The sequence below is a fragment of the Streptomyces sp. NPDC034049 genome (genome assembly GCF_055575575.1).
The window spans coordinates 714268-734301 of the sequence record NZ_JBVISJ010000001.1 but is presented as its reverse complement, the minus strand read 5'-3'; the positions used below and the strand labels follow the sequence as shown (position 1 = coordinate 734301).

Annotated in this window: 16 protein-coding genes and 1 pseudogene; 10 read left to right on the top strand and 7 right to left on the bottom strand. The window is 72.7% G+C overall.

Translation table 11 applies throughout. The annotated features are described in order from the left end of the window. Positions 1-31: 31 nt before the first annotated feature. Positions 32-409 carry a chorismate mutase gene (locus ACZ52C_RS03230; RefSeq protein WP_469073139.1) on the bottom strand — a complete coding sequence of 126 codons (378 nt, stop codon included), beginning with the start codon at positions 407-409 and terminating at the stop codon, positions 32-34. A 114-nt stretch (positions 410-523) separates the two neighbouring features. Between ACZ52C_RS03230 and ACZ52C_RS03225 the strand changes: the two genes are divergently transcribed. Further along, entirely contained in the window at positions 524-1432 is a 909-nt protein-coding gene (locus tag ACZ52C_RS03225; RefSeq protein ID WP_469073138.1) for a hypothetical protein, read from the top strand. A 105-nt stretch (positions 1433-1537) separates the two neighbouring features. On the opposite strand, the gene ACZ52C_RS03220 is transcribed toward ACZ52C_RS03225, so the two are convergent. Both ACZ52C_RS03220 and ACZ52C_RS03215 read right to left on the bottom strand, forming a co-directional pair. Next, entirely contained in the window at positions 1538-2470 is a 933-nt protein-coding gene (locus tag ACZ52C_RS03220; RefSeq protein ID WP_469073137.1) for an SDR family oxidoreductase, read from the bottom strand. Next, positions 2467-3219: an SDR family oxidoreductase gene (locus ACZ52C_RS03215; protein WP_469073136.1), complete on the bottom strand. Its 753-nt coding sequence runs from the start codon at positions 3217-3219 to the stop codon at positions 2467-2469. Before ACZ52C_RS03215 ends, ACZ52C_RS03220 begins: the two co-directional genes overlap by 4 nt. A gap of 66 nt (positions 3220-3285) precedes the next feature. Here ACZ52C_RS03215 and ACZ52C_RS03210 point away from each other — a divergent pair. From ACZ52C_RS03210 to ACZ52C_RS03195, 4 genes and pseudogenes are all read left to right on the top strand, one after another. After that, positions 3286-4023, top strand: a pseudogene (locus ACZ52C_RS03210) (enoyl-CoA hydratase family protein); the annotation flags it as partial. A 277-nt stretch (positions 4024-4300) separates the two neighbouring features. Continuing rightward, entirely contained in the window at positions 4301-5149 is an 849-nt protein-coding gene (locus ACZ52C_RS03205; protein WP_469073135.1) for a CoA transferase subunit A, read from the top strand. 104 nt (positions 5150-5253) lie between these two features. Then, on the top strand, positions 5254-5955 hold the full coding sequence (locus ACZ52C_RS03200) for a CoA-transferase subunit beta (RefSeq protein ID WP_469073421.1): 702 nt from the start codon (positions 5254-5256) through the stop codon (positions 5953-5955). Then, positions 5955-7001 carry an NAD(P)H-dependent flavin oxidoreductase gene (locus ACZ52C_RS03195; protein ID WP_469073134.1) on the top strand — a complete coding sequence of 349 codons (1047 nt, stop codon included), beginning with the start codon at positions 5955-5957 and terminating at the stop codon, positions 6999-7001. The genes ACZ52C_RS03200 and ACZ52C_RS03195 overlap by 1 nt, the downstream gene beginning before the upstream one ends. Before the next feature lie 299 nt (positions 7002-7300). Here the strand turns inward: ACZ52C_RS03195 and ACZ52C_RS03190 are convergent, their stop codons facing one another. Genes ACZ52C_RS03190 through ACZ52C_RS03180 form a run of 3 tightly spaced genes read right to left on the bottom strand, consistent with a single transcriptional unit; the run spans position 7301 to position 9943 of the window. Then, a complete protein-coding gene (locus ACZ52C_RS03190) occupies positions 7301-8458 on the bottom strand; it encodes an acetyl-CoA C-acetyltransferase (RefSeq protein WP_469073133.1) in 1158 nt (385 codons plus the stop codon). A 40-nt stretch (positions 8459-8498) separates the two neighbouring features. Beyond that, on the bottom strand, positions 8499-9140 hold the full coding sequence (locus ACZ52C_RS03185; protein ID WP_469073132.1) for a TetR/AcrR family transcriptional regulator: 642 nt from the start codon (positions 9138-9140) through the stop codon (positions 8499-8501). Between the two features lie 14 nt (positions 9141-9154). Then, entirely contained in the window at positions 9155-9943 is a 789-nt protein-coding gene (locus ACZ52C_RS03180; RefSeq protein ID WP_469073131.1) for an SDR family oxidoreductase, read from the bottom strand. A gap of 49 nt (positions 9944-9992) precedes the next feature. Here ACZ52C_RS03180 and ACZ52C_RS03175 point away from each other — a divergent pair, with 49 nt between their 5' ends. Together ACZ52C_RS03175 and ACZ52C_RS03170 are read left to right on the top strand one after the other, a co-directional pair. Then, on the top strand, positions 9993-11132 hold the full coding sequence (locus ACZ52C_RS03175) for an acyl-CoA dehydrogenase family protein (RefSeq protein ID WP_469073130.1): 1140 nt from the start codon (positions 9993-9995) through the stop codon (positions 11130-11132). Positions 11133-11271: 139 nt separating this feature from the next. Next, positions 11272-12255 (top strand): acyl-CoA dehydrogenase family protein, encoded by a 984-nt coding sequence (locus ACZ52C_RS03170; protein WP_469073129.1) that lies wholly within the window; start codon positions 11272-11274, stop codon positions 12253-12255. Between the two features lie 186 nt (positions 12256-12441). Here the strand turns inward: ACZ52C_RS03170 and ACZ52C_RS03165 are convergent, their stop codons facing one another. Further along, entirely contained in the window at positions 12442-13161 is a 720-nt protein-coding gene (locus ACZ52C_RS03165; RefSeq protein WP_469073128.1) for a vWA domain-containing protein, read from the bottom strand. A gap of 152 nt (positions 13162-13313) precedes the next feature. Here ACZ52C_RS03165 and ACZ52C_RS03160 point away from each other — a divergent pair, with 152 nt between their 5' ends. From ACZ52C_RS03160 to ACZ52C_RS03150, 3 genes are all read left to right on the top strand, one after another. Next, positions 13314-14243 carry a rhomboid family intramembrane serine protease gene (locus ACZ52C_RS03160; RefSeq protein ID WP_469073127.1) on the top strand — a complete coding sequence of 310 codons (930 nt, stop codon included), beginning with the start codon at positions 13314-13316 and terminating at the stop codon, positions 14241-14243. Between the two features lie 143 nt (positions 14244-14386). Continuing rightward, positions 14387-19693 (top strand): HD domain-containing protein, encoded by a 5307-nt coding sequence (locus tag ACZ52C_RS03155; protein ID WP_469073126.1) that lies wholly within the window; start codon positions 14387-14389, stop codon positions 19691-19693. Beyond that, positions 19693-20028, top strand: a complete 336-nt coding sequence (locus ACZ52C_RS03150; protein WP_469073125.1) for a hypothetical protein — start codon at positions 19693-19695, stop codon at positions 20026-20028. The genes ACZ52C_RS03155 and ACZ52C_RS03150 overlap by 1 nt, the downstream gene beginning before the upstream one ends. Positions 20029-20034: the final 6 nt, after the last annotated feature.

The following is a 20034-nucleotide window of genomic DNA, read 5'->3' as shown; positions in this document are numbered from 1 at the left end:
TCACGCAGCATGCCCTCTGGAGGGGCCGATGTCACTCCCCCGCGTCCGCCGCCGGGCCGTTCTGGGCGTCGTCCGCGATGCGTTCGTGGTGCCGGATGACCTCGGCGATGATGAAGTTCAGCAGCTTCTCCGCGAACGCCGGGTCGAGTTTGGCGCTTTCGGCCAGTCCGCGCAGGCGGTTGATCTGCTGGGCCTCGCGGCCCGGGTCGGCGGCGGGCAGGTGGTGCGCGGCCTTGAGGTGGCCGACCCGCTGGGTGCACTTGAAGCGTTCGGCGAGCATGTGGACGACGGCGGCGTCGATGTTGTCGATGCTGTCGCGCAGCCGGGTGAGTTCGGCCCGTACGTCCGCGTCGACGTCGCCGGCCCGCGCGGCGCCGGTGTTCGACTCGTTGGTGTCGCTGGTGGTCATGGTCGTCACCCTACGACGCGCCGGTGGGCCGTCCTCAGGGGGCGGCTTTCGACGAACACGCGTACGCACCGGCTTAGAGTGGAACGTGTCGGGGCGTCTTCTGGGGGTGCGGACGTGGCGAACGGCGGACCTGTCGAGCACGGCTACCCGCACCTGGACCTGGTGCGGGCGTCGATCACCGCCCTGTACAAGCGGCTCTCGTACGACACGATCCAGACGTTCGCCACCAGTGTGGCCCCGGTCGACGTGGCGTTCTGCGACACCGACGATCTGCATCTGGGGGCGCAGCGGGTGGCGCGGGAGCTGGTGCGGCACTACCGGCTGCCGGACGCCCGGATGATCGTCGGGTTCCGGGAGATGACGCACGCGGCGCATGTCGAGCTGGCGGCGGGGCCGGAGTACTTCGTCGAGCTGAACGACCGGTTCCGCAGGCATCGGCGGGACATCGGGGCGGCGCTCGCGCACGAGGTGATGCACATCTATCTGCACCGGCTCGGGCTTTCCTTCCCCGGCACCCGGGAGAACGAGATCCTGACGGACACGGCGGCGACGTATCTGGGGGCGGGGTGGCTGCTGCTGGACGCGTACCGGGAGGACGCCGCCTCGTCGCAGAAGCTGGGGTATCTGACGCCGGAGGAGTTCGGGTACGTGCTGGCCAAGCGGGCGCAGCTGTTCGACGAGGATCCGTCGGTGTGGTTCACCAGTGCGCAGGCGTATTCCGCGTACGCGCAGGGCCGGGTGCGGGCGCGGAGCGACGAGCGGCAGCCGCCGCTGACGGCGGCGGGGTGGGCGGGGCGGCGGCGGTATGCACGGGACCGGCGTCATGCGCGGGACGACCTGCGGCCGGCTGGGCCGGGGGGTGCGGGGGCGGGGGTCTCGTATGCGTTCACGCCGGAGGAGCGGGGGGTGTTGCGGGTGTCGTTTCCCTGTCCGACGTGTCATCAGCGGATTCGGGTGCCGGTGCGGGGGCGGGTGCGGGCTCGGTGTGGGTTGTGTCGGACGGTGCTGGAGTGTGACACGTAGGGGGTGGGCGCCGGAGAGCTCGACTGGTGCGGTTGTCGCGCGACCGCGGGTCCGTCGTGGCTGTTCGCGCAGTTCCCCGCGCCCCTTTGGGGGGCGTGCCTCCGGTCACTCGGTGCCGTACACCGGAAGCGGTGTTCTCGTGGTCGTCAGCAGTTTGCGTACGGTCTCTCCCGCCTCCTCCGGGGTGCGGCGGGCGCCCTTGTCCTCGGTCGGGCCCGGGTGCCAGCCCTCCATGACGGTGATGCGGCCCGCCTCCGTCTCGAAGACGCGGCCGGTGACGCCGTCGCTCGCGGCGGAACCCAGCCAGACCACCAGGGGCGAGACGTTCTCGGGGGCCATGGCGTCGAAGCCGGTGCCGGGGGCGGTCATCGTTTCGGCGAAGACCGTCTCGGTCATCCTGGTGCGGGCCGCGGGGGCGATGGCGTTGACCTGGACGCCGTAGCGGGCGAGTTCCGCGGCGGCGACGAGGGTGAGGCCGACGATGCCGGCCTTGGCGGCGCTGTAGTTGCCCTGGCCGAGTGAGCCCAGCAGGCCCGCGCCGCTGCTGGTGTTGACGATGCGCGCGGTCGGTGTCCGGCCCGCCCTGGTCTCCGCGCGCCAGTGGGCGGCCGCGTGCTTCAGGGGCAGGAAGTGGCCCTTGAGATGGACGCGGAGGACGGCGTCCCAGTCGTCCTCGTCGAGGTTGACGAGCATGCGGTCGCGCAGGAAGCCGGCGTTGTTGACGAGGGTGTCGAGCCGGCCGTAGGTGTCCAGGGCGGTCCGTACGAGGGAGGCGGCGCCGTCGGTCGTGGCGACGTCCCCGCCGTGCGCGACCGCGTCCCCTCCCCCGGCGCGGATCTCCTCGACGACCCGGGCGGCGGGGCTGTCGGGGTCCGGTGAGCCGTCGAGTGCCACGCCGAGGTCGTTGACGACCACACGGGCGCCGGCGGCGGCGTACGCCAGCGCGTGCGCCCGCCCGAGGCCGCGGCCCGCGCCGGTCACGACGACCACGCGCCCTTCGCAGAGCCGCCTCGCGCGGTACCGGTCCGTGCCGCTCATCGTGGTTCTCCTTCGCTGGTGTGGGCCGTCGCCGCGTCCAGGAAGGCGGGGCGTTCGCCGCCGCCGTGGACGAGGAGGGAGGCGCCGGTGATGTAGGCCGCCGCGTCGGAGGCGAGGAAGACCGCCGCGTCGCCGATGTCGGAGGGGGTCGCGAGGCGGCCCAGTGGGACGGTGCGGGCGACGGCGGCGACGCCGGCCTCGTCGCCGTAGTGGAGGTGGGACAGCTCGGTGCGGACCATGCCGAGGACGAGGGTGTTGACCCGGATCTCGGGGGCCCACTCCACGGCCATGGAGCGCGCGAGGTGTTCCAGACCGGCCTTGGCGGCGCCGTAGGCCGCCGAGCCGGGTGAGGGGCGGCTGCCGCTGACGCTGCCGATCATCACGATCGCGCCCCGGGCCCGCCGCAGATGTGCGTGGGCGGCGAGGGAGACGGTCAGCGGGGCGGTGAGGTTGAGTTCGATCACGCGCGCGTGGCGGCGGGCGTCGGCCTCGGTGAGGGGGCGGTGGGGTGTGCCGCCGGCGTTGTTCACGAGGACGTCCACGCGGGGCAGTCCCGCGAAGAAGCCGTGCACCGCGTCGGGGTCCCGGACGTCCAGCGGTACGAACTCGACTCCCTCGAAAGGCACTTCGGGCGGTCTGCGGGCACAGGTCACGACCTCGGCGCCGGCCTCGGCGAAGGCACGGGCGAGGCCCGCGCCGACGCCGCGTGTGCCGCCGGTGACGACGGCGACCTTCCCGTTGAGCCGCATCCGCTGCTACCTTCCGCAGGAGAGACGCACCAAACAAACGTTAGGTGGAAGGTAGCTGATGCTCCGATGAGTGTCTCCACCTCGTCCCCGGAAAAGGGGATTTCCGTCGTCACGATCGATTTCCCGCCGGTGAACGCGATGCCGGTGCGCGGGTGGTTCGAGCTGGCCGACGCCGTGCGCGACGCGGGACGCGACCCCGAGGTGCGGTGCGTGGTGCTGGGTGCGCAGGGGCGCGGGTTCAACGCCGGGGTGGACATCAAGGAGATCCAGGCGGCGGGGCACAGCGCGTTGATCGGCGCCAACCAGGGCTGCGCGGAGGCCTTCGCCGCCGTGTACGAGTGCGAGGTGCCGGTGGTCGCCGCCGTGCAGGGGTTCTGTCTGGGCGGCGGGATCGGGCTGGTGGGGAACGCGGACGCGATCGTGGCGAGCCAGGACGCGACCTTCGGGCTGCCGGAGCTGGACCGGGGCGCGTTGGGTGCGGCGACGCATCTGGCCCGGCTGGTGCCCCCGCATCTGATGCGCGCGCTGTACTACACCTCACGGACGGCGACCGCCGCCGAGCTGCGGACGCACGGCTCGGTGTGGCGGGTCGTACCGCGTGCCGAACTGCACGCCGCGGCACTGGAGTTGGCGCGGGAGATCGCCGCGAAGGACGGCCGGCTGCTGCGGCTGGCCAAGGCCGCCATCAACGGCATCGACCCGGTGGACGTCCGCCGCAGCTACCGCTTCGAGCAGGGGTTCACCTTCGAGGCGAACCTCAGCGGGCTGGCCGACGAGATCCGCGACCGGTTCGGGGCGGCGGGCGGGGCCGGGACGGCCGGCGCGGGTAAGGCCGGGACGGCCGGCGCGGCCAAGGCACGCCCGCCGGCCGAGCGACGGAGTGCGGGGGAGGGAAGGGGCGCGGCCGAGCAGCGGGGCGCGGCCGAGCGACGGGGCGCGGCAGAGGGAAGGGGCGCGGCCGAGCGACGGGGCGCGGCCGAGCGACGGAGTGCGGCAGAGGGAAGGGGCGCGGCCGAGCGACGGGGCGCGGCCGAGCGACGGGGCGCGGTGGAGGGAAGGGGCGCGGTGGAGGGGGACCCGGGTGAGTGACAAGACCATGACCGCCGACGAGGCCGTCTCGCGGCTGGTGAGCGGGATGACGCTCGGGATCGGCGGCTGGGGCTCGCGCCGTAAGCCGATGGCCCTGGTCAGAGCGGTGCTCCGGTCCGGGCTCACCGATCTCACGGTCGTCTCGTACGGCGGCCCGGACGTCGGCATGCTCGCCGCCGCCGGACGGATCCGCAGACTGGTCGCCCCCTTCGCCACCCTGGACTCCGTCCCCCTCGAACCCCACTTCCGCGCGGCGCGCGAGCGGGGCGCGTTCGAGCTGATGGAGATCGACGAGGCGATGTTCCTGTGCGGTCTGCGGGCCGCCGCGCACCGGCTGCCCTTCCTCCCGGTGCGGGCGGGCATCGGCTCGGACGTGATGCGGGTCAACCCCGGCCTGCGGACGGTCACTTCGCCCTACGACGACGGGGAGACCCTCGTCGCCATGCCCGCCCTGCGCCTCGACGCCGCGTTGGTGCACGTCAACCGGGCCGATCGGCGGGGCAACGGCCAGTATCTGGGCCCGGACCCGTACTTCGACGACCTGTTCTGCGAGGCGGCCGACACCGCGTACGTCTCCTGCGAACGGATCGTGGACACGGCGGAGCTGACGAAGGAGGCGCCGCCGCAGACACTGCTGGTCGGCCGCCATGTGGTGACGGGGGTGATCGAGGCCCCGAACGGCGCGCACTTCACCTCCTGCGCCCCTGACCACGGCCGGGACGAGGCCTTCCAGAAGATGTACGCGGCCACGCCCTGGGAGGACTTCGCCGAACGGTTCCTCTCGGGTGACGAGCCCGCCTACCAGTCGGCCGTACGGGCCTGGCAGAAGGAGGGCTCGTGAACGGGACACCGGCGGCGGGGGTGGCGACGGGCGCAGCCACGGGCACAGCCACAGGCACGGCGACAGGCACAGCCACAGGCGCGGCGACCCGCGCCGAGTACTGCGTGATCGCCTGTGCCGAGGCCTGGCGCGGGGCCGGGGAGATCCTCGCCAGTCCGATGGGGCTGATCCCGTCCCTGGGCGCGCGCCTGGCCAGGCGGACCTTCTCGCCGGACCTGCTGCTGACCGACGGCGAGGCGCTGCTCGTCGACCTCGACGGCACCGTGGAGGGGTGGCTGCCCTACCGCCGGCATCTGGACCTGGTCACCGGCGGACGACGGCACGTGATGATGGGCGCGAGCCAGATCGACCGGTACGGCAACCAGAACATCTCCTGCGTCGGCGACTGGGCGAGGCCGAGGCGACAGCTGCTCGGGGTGCGGGGAGCGCCGGTCAACACCCTGAACAACCCGACCAGTTACTGGGTGCCGAAGCACTCCCGGCGGGTCTTCGTCGAGAAGGTCGACATGGTGTGCGGGGTGGGCCACGACCGGGTGGCCGCGCATCCGGCCGCCGCCCGCTTCCACCACCTGCCGCGGGTCGTGTCCGACCTCGGGGTGTTCGACTTCGCGACGCCCGACCGCACGATGCGGCTGGCCTCGCTGCATCCCGGGGTCACGGTCGAGCAGGTCGCGGAGGCGACCGGCTTCGCGCTCGCCGTCCCGGACGAGGTGCCGTACACACGGGACCCCACGGCGGAGGAGCTGCGGTTGATCCGCGAGGTGATCGACCCGGCGGGCACCCGCGCCCGTGAGGTGCGGGACTGATGGAGACGGCGCTCACGCGGCTCGTCGGCGTCCGCCATCCGGTCGTGCAGACCGGTATGGGCTGGGTGGCCGGCCCCCGGCTGGTCTCCGCCGCGGCGAACGCCGGCGCGCTCGGCGTCCTGGCCTCCGCGACGATGACACCGGCGCGGCTCCGGGAGGCCGTACGGGAGGTGCGGTCCCGCACGGACGCGCCGTTCGGGGTGAATCTGCGGGCCGACGCGGCGGACGCGCGGGAGCGGGTGCGGATCGTCGTGGAGGAGGGCGTCCGGGTGGCCTCGTTCGCGCTCGCGCCGTCCAGGGAGCTGATCGCCGAGCTCAAGGACGCGGGCGTGGTGGTGATCCCGTCCGTGGGCGCCCGGCGGCACGCCGAGAAGGTGGCGGCGTGGGGCGCGGACGCGGTGGTGGTGCAGGGCGGCGAGGGCGGCGGCCACACCGGGGAGGTGGCGACGACCGTGCTGCTGCCGCAGGTCGTGGACGCCGTCGACATCCCCGTCGTCGCCGCCGGCGGCTTCCACGACGGGCGGGGGCTGGTGGCCGCGCTGGCGTTCGGCGCGGCCGGGGTGGCGATGGGCACCCGGTTCCTGCTCACCTCGGACTCGACGGTGCCGGACGCGGTGAAGGCCCGCTACCTGGCGGCGACCGTCAAGGACGTCACCGTCACGCGGGCCGTGGACGGGTTGCCGCACCGCATGCTCCGCACGGAGTTCGTGAGCGCGCTGGAGGCGTCCGGACGGGCACGCGCCCTGGTGCGCGCCCTCCGGCACGCGGCGGCCTTCCGGCGGCTCTCCGGGCTCACCTGGCGCGCCATGGTCCGCGACGGCCTCGCGCTGCGGCACGGCAAGGACCTCGCCTGGAGCCAGGTCCTGCTCGCCGCGAACACGCCCGTGCTGCTCAGGTCCGCGATGGTGGACGGCCGTACGGACCTGGGGGTCATGGCCGCCGGGCAGGTAGCCGGGGTGATCGACGACCTGCCGTCGTGCGCGGAGCTGGTGGAGCGGATCATGCGGGAGGCGGAGGAGACCCGCCGACGCCTCACCGACACCTGACGCGCCCCATCGAGCACGACAGACCGACCGCGACATGCCGGAGGCCCGCACGCCGGGCACCGGCCCCCGGCTCCCGGCTCCCGGCTCCCGGAGCCCCGTCGACCGACACGGCGGGTCGGCCGGGCGGGCCGACGGCCGGCCGTCGATCGCCGAGCAGCCAGGCGGCGGGCCAGGCACGCGCGCAGCCAGACAGCCGACGGGCTGTCGGTCGGCCGAGCAAGGGGGCGGGCCGGCGGCTGGCCGGGGCAGGCGGACGGTCGGCCGGGCAGCCACGCAGCCCTGCGTCCGCCCCGCGCCCCTCAGATCCTCTCGATGATCGTCACGTTCGCCTGGCCGCCCCCCTCGCACATGGTCTGCAACCCGTATCGGCCGCCCGTGCGCTCCAGTTCGTGCAGGAGGGTCGTCATCAGCTTGGCGCCGGTCGCGCCCAGGGGGTGACCGAGGGCGATCGCGCCGCCGTTGACGTTGACCTTCTCCGGGTCGGCGCCCGTCTCCTTCAGCCACGCGAGGACGACCGGCGCGAAGGCCTCGTTGATCTCGACGAGGTCGATCGCGTCGAGGGTGAGGCCGGACTTCTTCAGGGCGTACGCCGTCGCCGGTATCGGTGCGGTGAGCATCCGTATGGGGTCCTCTCCGCGCACGGAGAGGTGGTGCACGCGGGCGCGCGGAGTCAGCCCGTGCTCCCGTACGGCGCGTTCGGAGGCGAGCAGGAGCGCGGCGGCGCCGTCGGAGACCTGGGAGGAGCAGGCGGCGGTGACGGTACCGCCGTCGATGACCGGTTTCAGCGCGGCCATCTTCTCCAGCGAGGTGTCGCGGCGTGGTCCCTCGTCGACGGTGACGTCCCCGTACGGCTCGGTCTCGCGTGCGAAGCGGCCCTCGTCGAGGGCCCGTACCGCACGCCGGTGGGAGCGCAGCGCGTACTCCTCCTGGTCGCGGCGGCCGATGCCCCACTTCGCGGCGATCATCTCCGCGCTCGCGAACTGGTTCACCGGCCGGTCGCCGTAGCGGGCCCGCCAGCCCTCGCTGCCCGCGAAGGGCCCGTCCGTGAGGCCGAGGGGGACGGCGGCCTGGCGGGAGGCGAAGGCGATGGGGATCATCGTCATGTTCTGGACGCCGCCCGCGACCACCAGGTCCTGGGTGCCGGAGAGCACGGCCTGCGCGGCGAAGTGCACGGCCTGCTGCGAGGAGCCGCACTGCCGGTCGACGGTCGTGCCCGGTACCTCCTCGGGCAGCCCGGCGGCCAGCCAGCTGGTCCGGGCGATGTCACCGGCCTGCGGGCCCACGGTGTCCAGGCAGCCGAAGACGACGTCCTCGACGGCGGCCGGGTCCACGCCCGCGCGTGCGACGAGCGCCCCCAGGACATGGGCGCCGAGGTCGGCCGGATGGACCTGGCCGAGCCCTCCTCCGCGCCGCCCCACGGGTGTGCGGACCGCTTCGACGATATAGGCCTCGGCCATGGCAACTCCCTTGTTGTCAAAGGTTGTTCACCGAATGTGCTCAGGGCTGGGGCGCGGCGCGTACGGCGATCCCGTCCAGGACCATCGACAGGTACTGCCGGGCGATCTCCTCCGGGCCGAGCGGCCCGCCGGGCCGGTACCAGGAGGCGGCGACCCAGACCGTGTCGCGCACGAACCGGTAGGTGAGCCGGGTGTCCAGGTCGGCCCGGAACTCCTCGGCGGCCACCCCGCGTTCCAGCGTGGCGAGCCACGCCTTCTCGAACTTGCGCTGCGACGCGTCGAGGAACCGGAACCGCTCCCGCGCGACGAGTTTCTTGGCCTCGTTCTGGTAGATCGCGACGGCGGCGCGGTGCCGGTCGATGGCGCGGAACGACTCGACGACCAGGGCCTCGAAGGTCTCCCGGGGGCGCAGTTCGGCGTCCAGGACGGCGTCGTAGCCCTCCCAGAGCTCGTCGAGGAAGGTCCGCAGGATCTCCTCCAGCATCGCGTCCTTGGACTCGAAGTAGTAGTAGAGGCTGCCCGCGAGCATGCCGGCGTCGTCCGCGATCCTGCGGACGGTGGTGGCGTTGTACCCCAGGTCGGCGAAGACCGTCGCGGCCCGGTCGAGGAGTTCCCGACGGCGGGCGGGCGCGGCGGGGGGCTTGGCGCCGGCGGTCGTCGTGGGTTTCTTCTTGGTCGGCACGCTGTTCCTCGTCCTCACGGGTGCTGGTTGCTGACGGAGACGATCTCACCCGTCAGGTACGAGGAGTAGCCGGACGCGAGGAACACGATCACGTTGGCCACCTCCCATGGTTCGGCGTACCGTCCGAGGGCCTCGCGCGCGGTCAGTTCCTCCAGCAGTTCCGGGGTGGTGACCTTCACCAGGTGCGGGTGCATGGCGAGGCTCGGCGACACGGCGTTCACCCGGACCCCGTAGGCGGCCGCCTCGATCGCGGCGCATCTGGTCAGGGCCATGACGCCCGCCTTCGCGGCGGCGTAGTGCGCCTGGCCGGCCTGGGCGCGCCAGCCGACGACGGAGGCGTTGTTGACGATCACGCCGGCCCCGGCTTCCCGCATCAGTCGCAGGGCGGCCCGGGTGCAGCGGAAGGTGCCGTTCAGTGTCACGTCGAGGACCCTGGACCACTGTTCGTCGGTCATGTCGACGAGGTCCGAGCTGCCGCCCAGGCCGGCGTTGTTGACGACGATGTCGAGCCGCCCGTGCAGTCGGGCCCCCGCTTCGAACAGTGCCCGTACCTGGTCGTCGTTCGTGACGTCGCACGGCACCGCGCGGACGGAGTCCGCCCCGAACTCGGCGACCAGCTCGGTCTTGTACTCCTTGAGCCTGCGCGTGTGGGCGTCGCTGATCAGTACCCGAGCGCCCTCCTCCAGGAAGCGTCGCGCGGTGGCCCCGCCGATGCCCGCGCCGGCCGCCGCGGTGATCACGGCGGTGCGTCCGGCGAGCAGGCCATGGCCGGGGACGTACGTCGGAGGGTCGACGTTCCTCATGCGGGCACGCTAACCTACCAAACACTTGTTAGGGAAGGAGCCGTGCTCCATGGACCTCGCCCGTTCCCCCGCCGACGAGGCCTTCCGCGCCGAGGCGCGCGCCTGGCTGCGCGCCCATGTCCCCGCGGAGCCGCTGCCGTCCCTGGAGACGGAGGAGGGCTTCGCCGCCCATCGCGCCTGGGAGGCCGAACTGGCCGCCGACCGCTGGTCGGTGGTGCACTGGCCGGCCGCGTACGGCGGCCGCGACGCGGGCCTGTCGCGCTGGTTGGTCTTCGAGGAGGAGTACTACGCGGCGGGCGCCCCGGGCCGGGTCGGCCAGAACGGCGTCAACCTCCTCGCCCCGACCCTCTTCGACCACGGCACGCGGGAGCAACGGACGCGGGTGCTGCCGCCGATGGCCTCCGGCGAGGTGGTGTGGGCCCAGGCCTGGTCGGAGCCCGAGGCCGGGTCCGACCTGGCCTCGCTGACCTCCCGTGCCGTGCGCACGGCGGGGGGCTGGCTGCTGACCGGGCAGAAGACCTGGTCGTCCCGGGCGGCGTTCGCGGACCGGGCGTTCGGCCTGTTCCGCAGCGAGCCCGGCACGGCCAGGCCCCACCAGGGGCTGACGTACCTCATGTTCGACCTGCGCGCCCCCGGTGTGACGGTCCGCCCGATCGGCCGCCTCGACGGCCGGCCCGCGTTCGCCGAACTCTTCCTCGACGACGTGTTCGTGCCGGACGAGGACGTCATCGGCGAGCCCGGCCAGGGCTGGCGCGTCGCGATGTCCACCGCCGGCAACGAACGCGGTCTGACGCTCCGCTCCCCGGGCCGCTTCCTCGCCTCCGCGCACCGGCTGCTCGGCCTCTGGCGCGACCGGGGAAGCCCGGCGTCCGCGCGCGACGCGGTGGCCGACGCGCTGATCGGCGCCCGCGCCTACGAGCTGTTCACCCACGCCGCCGCCTCCCGCTTCCTGGAGGGCACGCCGATCGGACCCGAGGCCAGCCTGAACAAGGTCTTCTGGTCCGAGTACGACATCGCCCTGCACGAGACGGCGCTCGACCTGCTCGGCGAGGAGGGCGAGTCGGCGGACACCGACTGGTGCGAGGGGTACGTCTTCTCCCTCGCCGGCCCGATCTACGCCGGCACCAACGAGATCCAGCGCGACATCATCGCCGAGCGCCTTCTCGGCCTGCCGAAGGGCCGCCGCTGACGGTGGCCTCCGTCCGAACGGCCGCCACCGGACGCGCGGCCACCAGCTCAAAAGCCGCCGACGCGCGGCCTCCGCCTCAGTCGCCTCAGGGGGCGCCGCTCACGCGTGGCCCCCTCCCGAACCGAAGGGGCCGCCGCCGATGCGCTTCCTCCTGGACACCGAGCAGCGGGCGTTCGCCGAGTCGCTGGACGCCCTGCTGACGGCCGCCGGCACACCCGCCGTCGTACGGGCCTGGGGGCGCGGGGAGCACGAGGCAGGGCGTGCGTTGTGGGAGCGCCTCGCGCACGCGGGCGTCTTCGCGCTGGCGGCGCCGGAGGCGTACGAGGGGGTCGGCCCACTCCCCGTCGAACTGGCCGTCGCCTTCGTGGAGTTGGGGCGGCACGCGGTTCCCGGCCCGCTCGTGGAGACGGTGGTGGCGGCGGGCCTCCTGGCCGGTCTGGACGACCCGGGCCCGGCCGAGCGCCTGCTTCCGGCGCTGGTGTCGGGGAAGGCGATGGCCACGGTGGCGCCGGCGCCGGGGGCGTACGCGCTGGACGGGGATGCGGCGGAGACCCGGCTGACCCTCGATCCGGCGACGGGCGGACTGCGCCTGGCGCCCGGCCACGGCCCCGTGCGCCCCTCCCTGGACCCGGCCCGCCGCCTGACCCGCCTCTCCCCCGGCGGCGAACTCCTCGCCCCTCACGCGCCCCTCCCCCACGCCTTCGTCCGGGCCCGTCTCGCGGTGGCCGCCCAGGCGCTCGGCGTCGGGCTGTCCCTCCTGGACAGGACGGTGGCGTACGTCAAGCAGCGCACCCAGTTCGGTGTGCCGGTGGGCTCGTTCCAGGCGGTGAAGCACCGGCTGGCGGACGCCAAGGTGGCCCTGGAGTTCGCGCGCCCGCTGGTCTTCGGGGCGGCGGTCACCCTGGACCCGGCGGACGCGGCGGCGGCCAAGGTGGCGGCGTGCGAGGCGGCGTACGCGACCGCGCGCACGGCGCTGCAACTGCACGGCGCGATCGGTTACACGGCGGAGTACGACCTGTCGCTCTGGCTGACCAAGGCACGCGCGCTGCGGAGCGCATGGGGCACCCCGGCCGAGTGCCGCGACATGATCCTCAGCGGCGGCACCCGCGACCGCCGCGGGTGATCTCGCGGTGCTCCTCGCCCTCCTCGACCCGGGTTCTGGGTTCCGCGTCCCGGGCCGGCACATGGCGCGGACGAACCGGCCGCACAGCCGGCCGAGGGGCCGGATCCGGAAGCCGTACGCCACCTTCCTTGTCGCTGTCGCGGTGGCGGCGCCGGAGCCCCGGCCAGGTCCGCTTCTCGCGGCCCTCTACCGCACGATCCCTTGCGCCCGCGCCGCCACCAGCCAGCTCGGGAACTCCCCCAGCAATCGGTCGTACAGCTCCCCGTCGGACACGGCCCCCGGATCCGAACCGGCATGGAAGAAACCCGCGTTGTCGACGACCCGCTTTCCCGGCACGGCCAACTCGTCGAGTCGGCGCAGGAAGTCGAACTGCCTGCTGCCGGGGTCGCCGAAACCGATGAACTGCCAGAAGAGAGGGAGGCGGGCGGCCTTGCACATGTACCGTTCGGCGGCGATTCTGCTGGTCGGCCCGCCATCCGTCTGGAACACCACGAAGGCCGGGTCCTCGGCGCCACAGGCGAGATAGTGGTCGATGACGGCGTCCATGGCCAGGTGGTAGTTGGTCTGCCCCATGTGTCCCAGCCCGGCCACGACACGGTCGATCCGCCCGCGGTGATCGGCGAGACCGATCTCGGTGACCGCGTCCACGCCGGTGGAGAAGAAGACGACCGGCACGCTCCCGTCGTCGTCGAGCTGCGCGGACAGTCCGAGCACACGATCGGCGAGAGCCTGCACACTGCCGTCCCGGTAGTAGGGCCGCATCGATCCGCTGTGATCGACCACCAGATAGACGGCGGCCCGCTGCCCCCTCAGCCCATGCTTGTCGAGGGAGACGCCGGCAGCCTTGTAGAGGTCGACCAGCGCGGGGGCGGTCTCCTGCATCTTGCTGAGGCTGATCGCGGACATACGACACTCTCCTGGCCCAGACGTCTGCGGAACCCAGAGGCTAGGGCACTCCGGACACCACCCCGTCCCCGCGCACCCGACTTCGTTCGCTATTTTGTTCGCCGCCGTCCTCACCGGCTCGTCATCAGCCCCGCACCCTCAAGGAGCCGGCCGTGGAACCCGAGTCCCCGTCGTCGTCCGACCCCGCCGTCACCACCTGCTACCGCCACCCGAAGGTGGAGTCGTACGTCCGCTGCACCCGCTGCGAGCGGTACATCTGCCCGGACTGCATGCGCGACGCGGCCGTGGGCCACCAGTGCCCGGAGTGCGTCAAGGAGGGCGCGAGAACGGTCCGCGAGGCCCGCACGGCCTTCGGCGGCCGGATCTCGGCGGTCCCGCTGGTGACGTACGTCCTGATCGGCCTGAACGTCGTGGCGTACGTCGCCGAACTGCTCCGCCCGTCGGTCGTCGACGACTTCGCGATGCTGGGCCGGGGCCTCGCCGGCCCGGACGGTCTGCACTACGTGTGGCAGAGCGCCTACCCGGCCGACTTCCACCTCGAAGGCGTGATCGACGGCGAGTGGTACCGCCTCCTCACCGGGGCCTTCCTGCACATCCCGCCCACCGAGGGCACGTTCGGCATCCTGCACATCGTGATGAACATGGTCACGCTGTGGAACGTCGGCCGCGTGGTGGAGGCGCAGCTGGGCCGGGCCCGCTATCTCAGCCTGTACCTCCTCTCCGCCCTCGGCGGCTCCGTCCTGGTCCTCCTCCTCGCCCCCGACGCCAGCACGGTCGGCGCCTCCGGCGCGATCTTCGGCGTCTGCACGGCGTACTACGTCCTGGCCCGCCGCCTCGGCGCGGACCCTGCGGGCATCAACCGCTTCATGGCGGGCCTGCTGATCTGGCTGGTCGTCTCGGCGGTCGTGACGTCCTGGCAGGGCCACCTGGGCGGCCTCCTCACGGGCGGCCTCGTGGCCCTCGCCTTCGCGTACGCCCCCCGGGACCGACGGCGGGTGCTGGTACAGGCGGGGGCGTGTGTGGGGGTGCTGGCCCTGCTGGTGGTGCTGGCGCTCGCGAAGGCGGCGGCGATGACGGGCTGAGGCCGGTCGGCAGGTCCGGGGGTCGCCGCCGTGGCGGCCCGAGGCCCCGCCCGCCGCCCGCTCGCACCGCACGTCAACCCACCCGCCCCGCCTGCCACTTCTGGGATGATGTGCTCCGCAGCGTTCGACGGGAGGGGCGATACGTGGGTGCGGAACGAGACGTGGCGGTCGCGGGCAGGCGCCGCGCGCTGCTGATCGGGGTCACGGAGACGCCGTCCCTGGCGAAGCACCCCGAACTGGCCGAGGCGTTCCCGCCGCTGGACTTCGCCAAACGGGACGTCGACCTGATCGCCCAGGCTCTGGACCAGTCCGACTACGACGTCGTCAAGGCGTGCGACGACACCTCGTTCACCTCCGTCCTCGCGGCGATCACCAACTTCCTGACGGACTGCGAGCCGGGCGACACCGCCTTCCTCTACTTCTCCTGTCACGGAGCGACGATCGACGGCCGGGACCATCTGGTCCTGCGCGACAGCCAGCCAGGAGCCGCCGGCGCCGACGGCAGCCGGGGCCTGCTCCAGCCCACCCTGCTGCGGGCCGACCCCGCCCATCTGCTGAGCGTCCTGCCCGCGGGCGTCACGGCGATCGTGTGCCTCGACGTCTGCCGGTCGGAGCAGCCCGGCCCGGTCTCCGGCACGACCGACCCCAGCTGGGCCGGGCGGGAGGAGGCCTACTGGCTCTACAGCTGTGGCCCGGGGCAGCGCGCCTACGCCGATCCCGTGGAGGGCAGCTGGTTCGCGCGGGCCCTCGCCGCAGCCCTGTCCCGGGTCAATCCGCCCACCACGTTTCGCCAGGTGGCCGACTTCGCCGAGGACGAGCTGGGGCAGCTCGCGTCCCGCAGCCCTCAGGTGGCGCCGCCCTCGGTCGGGCTGCGGCGACCGGAGCCCTCTCAGGGCGGCGAGTACCGTGATCCGGTCGTCTGCGAGGGCACCGAACAGACCCTCGACTGGACCCGGATCATCCATGATTCCGGGCTCTGGCAGCACACCTCCGGCAGACCCGAGATCCACCAGCGGGTCAAGGAGAGCCTGGCCGAGCTGGTGCGCTGGGTCGTCGACAGCAGCGAGCAGACCCGCGCGTACCGGGACGACCCGTGGCACGACTCGCTCTACCCCGAGCGGCTGGACGCCCGGCTCACGGACCTGGTGGCCAGGGCCGGCCTACGGCGGGACGACGAGCGCCTCTCCCCCGCCGAGACGGCGTGCCTGCTCTCGGCGGCCATCGTCCAGGAGGGCATCGTCGCCATCACCCTGACCCAGCTGGCCAGGCTGCTGCCCGACCGGTTCGACCCCGGCCCGCGCGGGAGCGAGGAGGCCGACGAGACCGGACAGCGGGACGGCGAGAAGCGGCAGCGGCTCGTCCGGGACGCCGCCCGCGACGTGTGCCGCGCCCACTCCCTCGTCGTACGCACCGCCGAGACCCTGCGCAGCCGCGGACTCGACCAGGCATTCATCGCTGCGGACCACTGGCTGCGGCACCGTTTCATCAACGAGTGGGACGGGGCGTGGGAGCGCGACGAGAAGCACCGCACCGATGTCGACGACCTGATCGACAAGGTGGTGGAGGCCGTCGAGGCCGCGGCCGACGTCGCGACCCCCACCCGCAGGCCCCCCGAGGAGCGGCAGGAGATCGACACCCTCGTGCGGCAGGTGCTGGGGCATCTGACGGTGAAGCCCGGGCTCAGCCCCCGGGTCAACGACGCACTGCACGACGACCAGTGGAAGAAGGAGGCCAGACCCGTACGCGGCAACCACTGGCGCGGACTCCAGCTGGCCCGTCTGCTGTGGACCGCCGGTCTGCTCGCGGCGAGCCCGCGCAGGCTCTCCAGTGTCCTGGTCGACCACCTCGGGGCGCACGAACCCCTGCGCGCCGAGGAAGTGGCGGGTGCGCTCGCCGGCCTCGACTACGACGACACGGACGACCGCACCGGTGGCCGGGGCCTCGCCGTACGGCTTCGCTGTCCGCATCCGGCGTTGCACGCGGCCATCGAGGAGCTGACCTCGGCAGCGGACGCGACGGTCCAGGCCCTGAGCGAGGACGCGGCGGCGCAGCCCCTGCTGCGTGGGCTCCCGGACCGGGTGACGACGGACGAACTGCGCGCCCTGCCCGGCCGCTACCAGGAACCGCTGGAGCGCTTCCGTCTCGCCGAGGACGAGATCCGGCCCCTGCTCATGGGCACACAGCTGTACGGCGACCGGATGCTCGCCATCCGCGAGCTGTACCAGAACGCGCTCGACGCCTGCCGCTACCGCGAGATGCGCCGCCGCTACGGCAACATCCGTTCCACCTGGGACGGAGAGATCCTCTTCACCCAGGGCTGGGACGGGGTCCGGCCCTATGTCGAGTGTCTGGACAACGGGTCCGGGATGAGCCGTTCTCGGCTCACCTCGATGTTCGCGAGGGCGGGCAAGCGCTACGAGCAGGATCCCGAGTTCGTGCAGGAGCGCCGCAACTGGCGTCGCGCCGGAATCGTCGACAAGTCCCTCAACTCCCGCTTCGGCATCGGTGTGTTCAGCTACTTCATGCTGGCCGACGAGGTCGTGGTCTGGACCCGCGCCGTCGACACCACGGGCCGTGTCGCCTCGGAACCGGCCCTGCGGGTCGACATCCGCTCCGGCTCCGGCCTCCTGCAGATCAACACCTCCGACGATCCCCAGGTCCCGGAGGACGGCGGCACCCGCGTACGGCTGTACCTGGCCGAGCCCCGCGAGGGCGAACAGGTGCCCTCCCTGCTGGAGACCCTGCGGACGCACCTGTGGGTGACCGAGTACGCCGTACGGGCGGAGGAGAGGACCACCCAGGACGGCACGGCCCGCAAGGTCAGCTGGGAGGCCGGGCAACTGGCCGTCCAGGAGGGGTGGCGGGTGCCGCCCGTCGCGCTGCACAGCGAGCAGGGTGGTCCGGTGGAGGCATGGCTCGTCCAGGGAGAGGGCCAGCTCCTCCTGGACGGTCTCCTCGTCTCCCAGGCGCCGAATGCGTACGGATACGTGGTCAACCTGCGGGAACGGCATGCTCCGGTGCCCAGTGTCGACCGGAACCATCTCCTGTCCCACGACGAGGAGTTGGTGATGAAGGAGGTACTGGACGGCATTCCGGCCGCGGCCCCGCAGCTGGCGGACCTGTCGGTGTCGTGGCTGTGGAAACTGGCACGCCGCAGTCCGCGGGTGGCGGTCCGTGTCCTCGGGTCCCTGCCCGAGGAGACCCAGGTGATCCTCGACATGGAGAGCGAGCGGCAGCTGGCCCACGACAGAGCCTCGCTCGGCACCCTGGGCTGTCTGCCCTCCGACGCGAGGGCTGCCTCCGATCTCTACGGCGGACAGGAGTTCCTCCCCGGCAGAAGACATGAGGACGCGCTGATCAAGCGGTGGCGATCCACGGTGCTGGGCGTGAAGCAGGCCCGGGAACCCTTCGCCCCCAAGGGCTATCCGCAGCCCCGGGAACTCGACGCCCTGCTCTTCCAGGACCTGACGCTCAAGGGCTGGCAGACCGTCCTGCACGCCGCGGCGCAGTCGCGCCGCCCCGTCCGCGAGGTGCTGCGCTCACTGCGCCGCTACGCCGTGACCGGGATCGAGGTGCCGGAGGTGGCGGACATCAGAGCCCTCGGCGATCACTTCGTCACCCCTGAGGAGGCCGACCTCTACTACGGCTACACCTCGATCCAGGGGTACTTCTCGCCCTCGCCGGTCCATTCCGACAGCATCGTGCTGTTCGCCCGCAGACACACCCGGAAGCGGCGCCAGCCCCCCGCCAGGCACGCCCCCCTGCTCGTGGCCTCGGCGCTGCACGGTCTCTCGCTCGGGGAGACGGCCGCCCTGCTCCCCCGGCTGCGTGCGGTGGACCCGACGGTTCCCCCCTTGCCCCCGCTGCCCGAGGAGATCGTCAGACTCCGCCTGACCAGAGCCGAGGTGGTCCGGCTGGCGCTCGGGCAGAACAGGTTCCCCAGCTCCCCCTGGACACAGAACTTCGACTGGCTGCCCGGCTCCCTCGGGCCGGTGGATCTCCTGTCACGCAGCACGGCCTCCTTCCCGGTGGGTGAACTGGCGCAGCAGGTGGAGCAGCTCAGCTGTCTCGGGTACTCCCTGGAGGCGCCCCCGACCCCGGAGGCGATCGACGCGAACACCCTGCCGCCGGCACTGGGGCATCTGCTCTCGCAGGACTTCGACCGGCAGCGCCCCTGGCACGAGGGCGAGATCCCGACCTACCACCTGTTCGAGATCTCGCACCTCTCCGGGGCCTCACCGGGGGAAACCGCGCACCGCATCAACTCGGCCACCGGGATCACCGGTGTGCACACACCCGCGGTGCCTGACGAGGCCGCCGACTGGAACGTGCCCGAGTGGATCTACGGGCTCCTGCACGAGCGCTCCAGACACCCTGAGATCAGTACCACCCCCGTCTCCGGATGGGAGCTGGTGGGCGCCTTCCACGCGGGCCCGTCGACCGTCGACGAACTGCGCGCCGCCGTCCGCGCGCTGGACGCCTGCGGCCTGCTCGACCTGCGGGGAGCCGACATGACAGCGCTGGAACGACAGGCGACCGCGCCCCAGTTCCGCCTGTTGCGCCCCTACCCCCTGCCGAACACCATCGCCAACTGCCGCTTCGACCAGGACGGCGTCACCGTCGCCTACCTGATGGCCCTCGCGGCGCACTTCGAACTGGAACTGGGCGCTGTCGCCGAGGAGTTGAGAGGTCTGGACACGGCACTGGAGTTGCGCGTCCCGGATCTCCCCCCGGAGTTCCACGATCTGCGGCTGAACGAGGCTGACTTCGACTTCCTCTCCGACGCGGAGCCCACACTCTTCGGCATGGTCTCCGGCCCCTCGCGGCTGAAGGAGGACCTGTCCGTCATGGACCTCCTGCGGTTCGCCATCGAGCGCCGTCGGGACGGCTTCCGCACCCTGGACAAGGCGTTCCACCATGTGGCCAGGCTGTGTGCCGCGGGAGGCGTCGAACTGCCCGGCGACTTCCAGGGTCCCGGCGCCGACCACCTGGTCGGCTTCGAGCCGACCGACTTCGACCTCGCCGCCTTCGACGAGGGCCTGCTGGGACCCGGCGCCCTCGGCCCCCTCGAACTCGTCCTGGTCGCCGGGCGCTTCGAGTGGACCCTGGCCGAGGCCTACGACCGCTACTCGCCCTTCTCCTGCCTCGGTCTCGACGTCACGGTCGACCCGCCCGAGGGTGCCGAGCGGGAGATCGTCCCGGACTGGGCCGACGTCATCATCCTGACCACCCGGCTCACCGGCCGCGCCCCCGCCCTCGCCGAGGCCGTCTCAGAGGACCACATCGCGCTGTGTGCCGAGGAGACCGAACTCGGCGAGGCCGACGTACGCGAACGCCTGGGACGTTTCGCCAGGCTCTTCGCGCTCACGCTGCCCGAGCCCGCCGAAGCGCCCGAGCTTCCTCAGCAGACCGCACCGACCGCCCCGGCCACCGGAAAGGCTTCTGCCTGATGACCGAACCGAAGCCGTACCACCGACACCCGTACCCCGGTGTTCACACCTTCCAGTGGAGCGCCCGGGCGGGCGATGCCGACCGGGAGTTGACGGTCTCCGGAACCTGCCCGGCGTGCGAGTGCGCCATGACCCATTCCTTCGGCCCCATCCAGCCCCTGATCGCCAAGGGCGCAGGCTTCCTGGGCCGCCGCAGGAAGCCCGACGAGCCGGACGTCTGGAACATGTCCTGCGCCTGTGAGAGCTACCACCAGCCCCGTCCGGCCCAGCGCCGGGGCTGCGGCGCCCTGCTGACGCTCGCTCCGCCGCCGGCCCACCTCACCGCAGAGAACTGAGGCAGC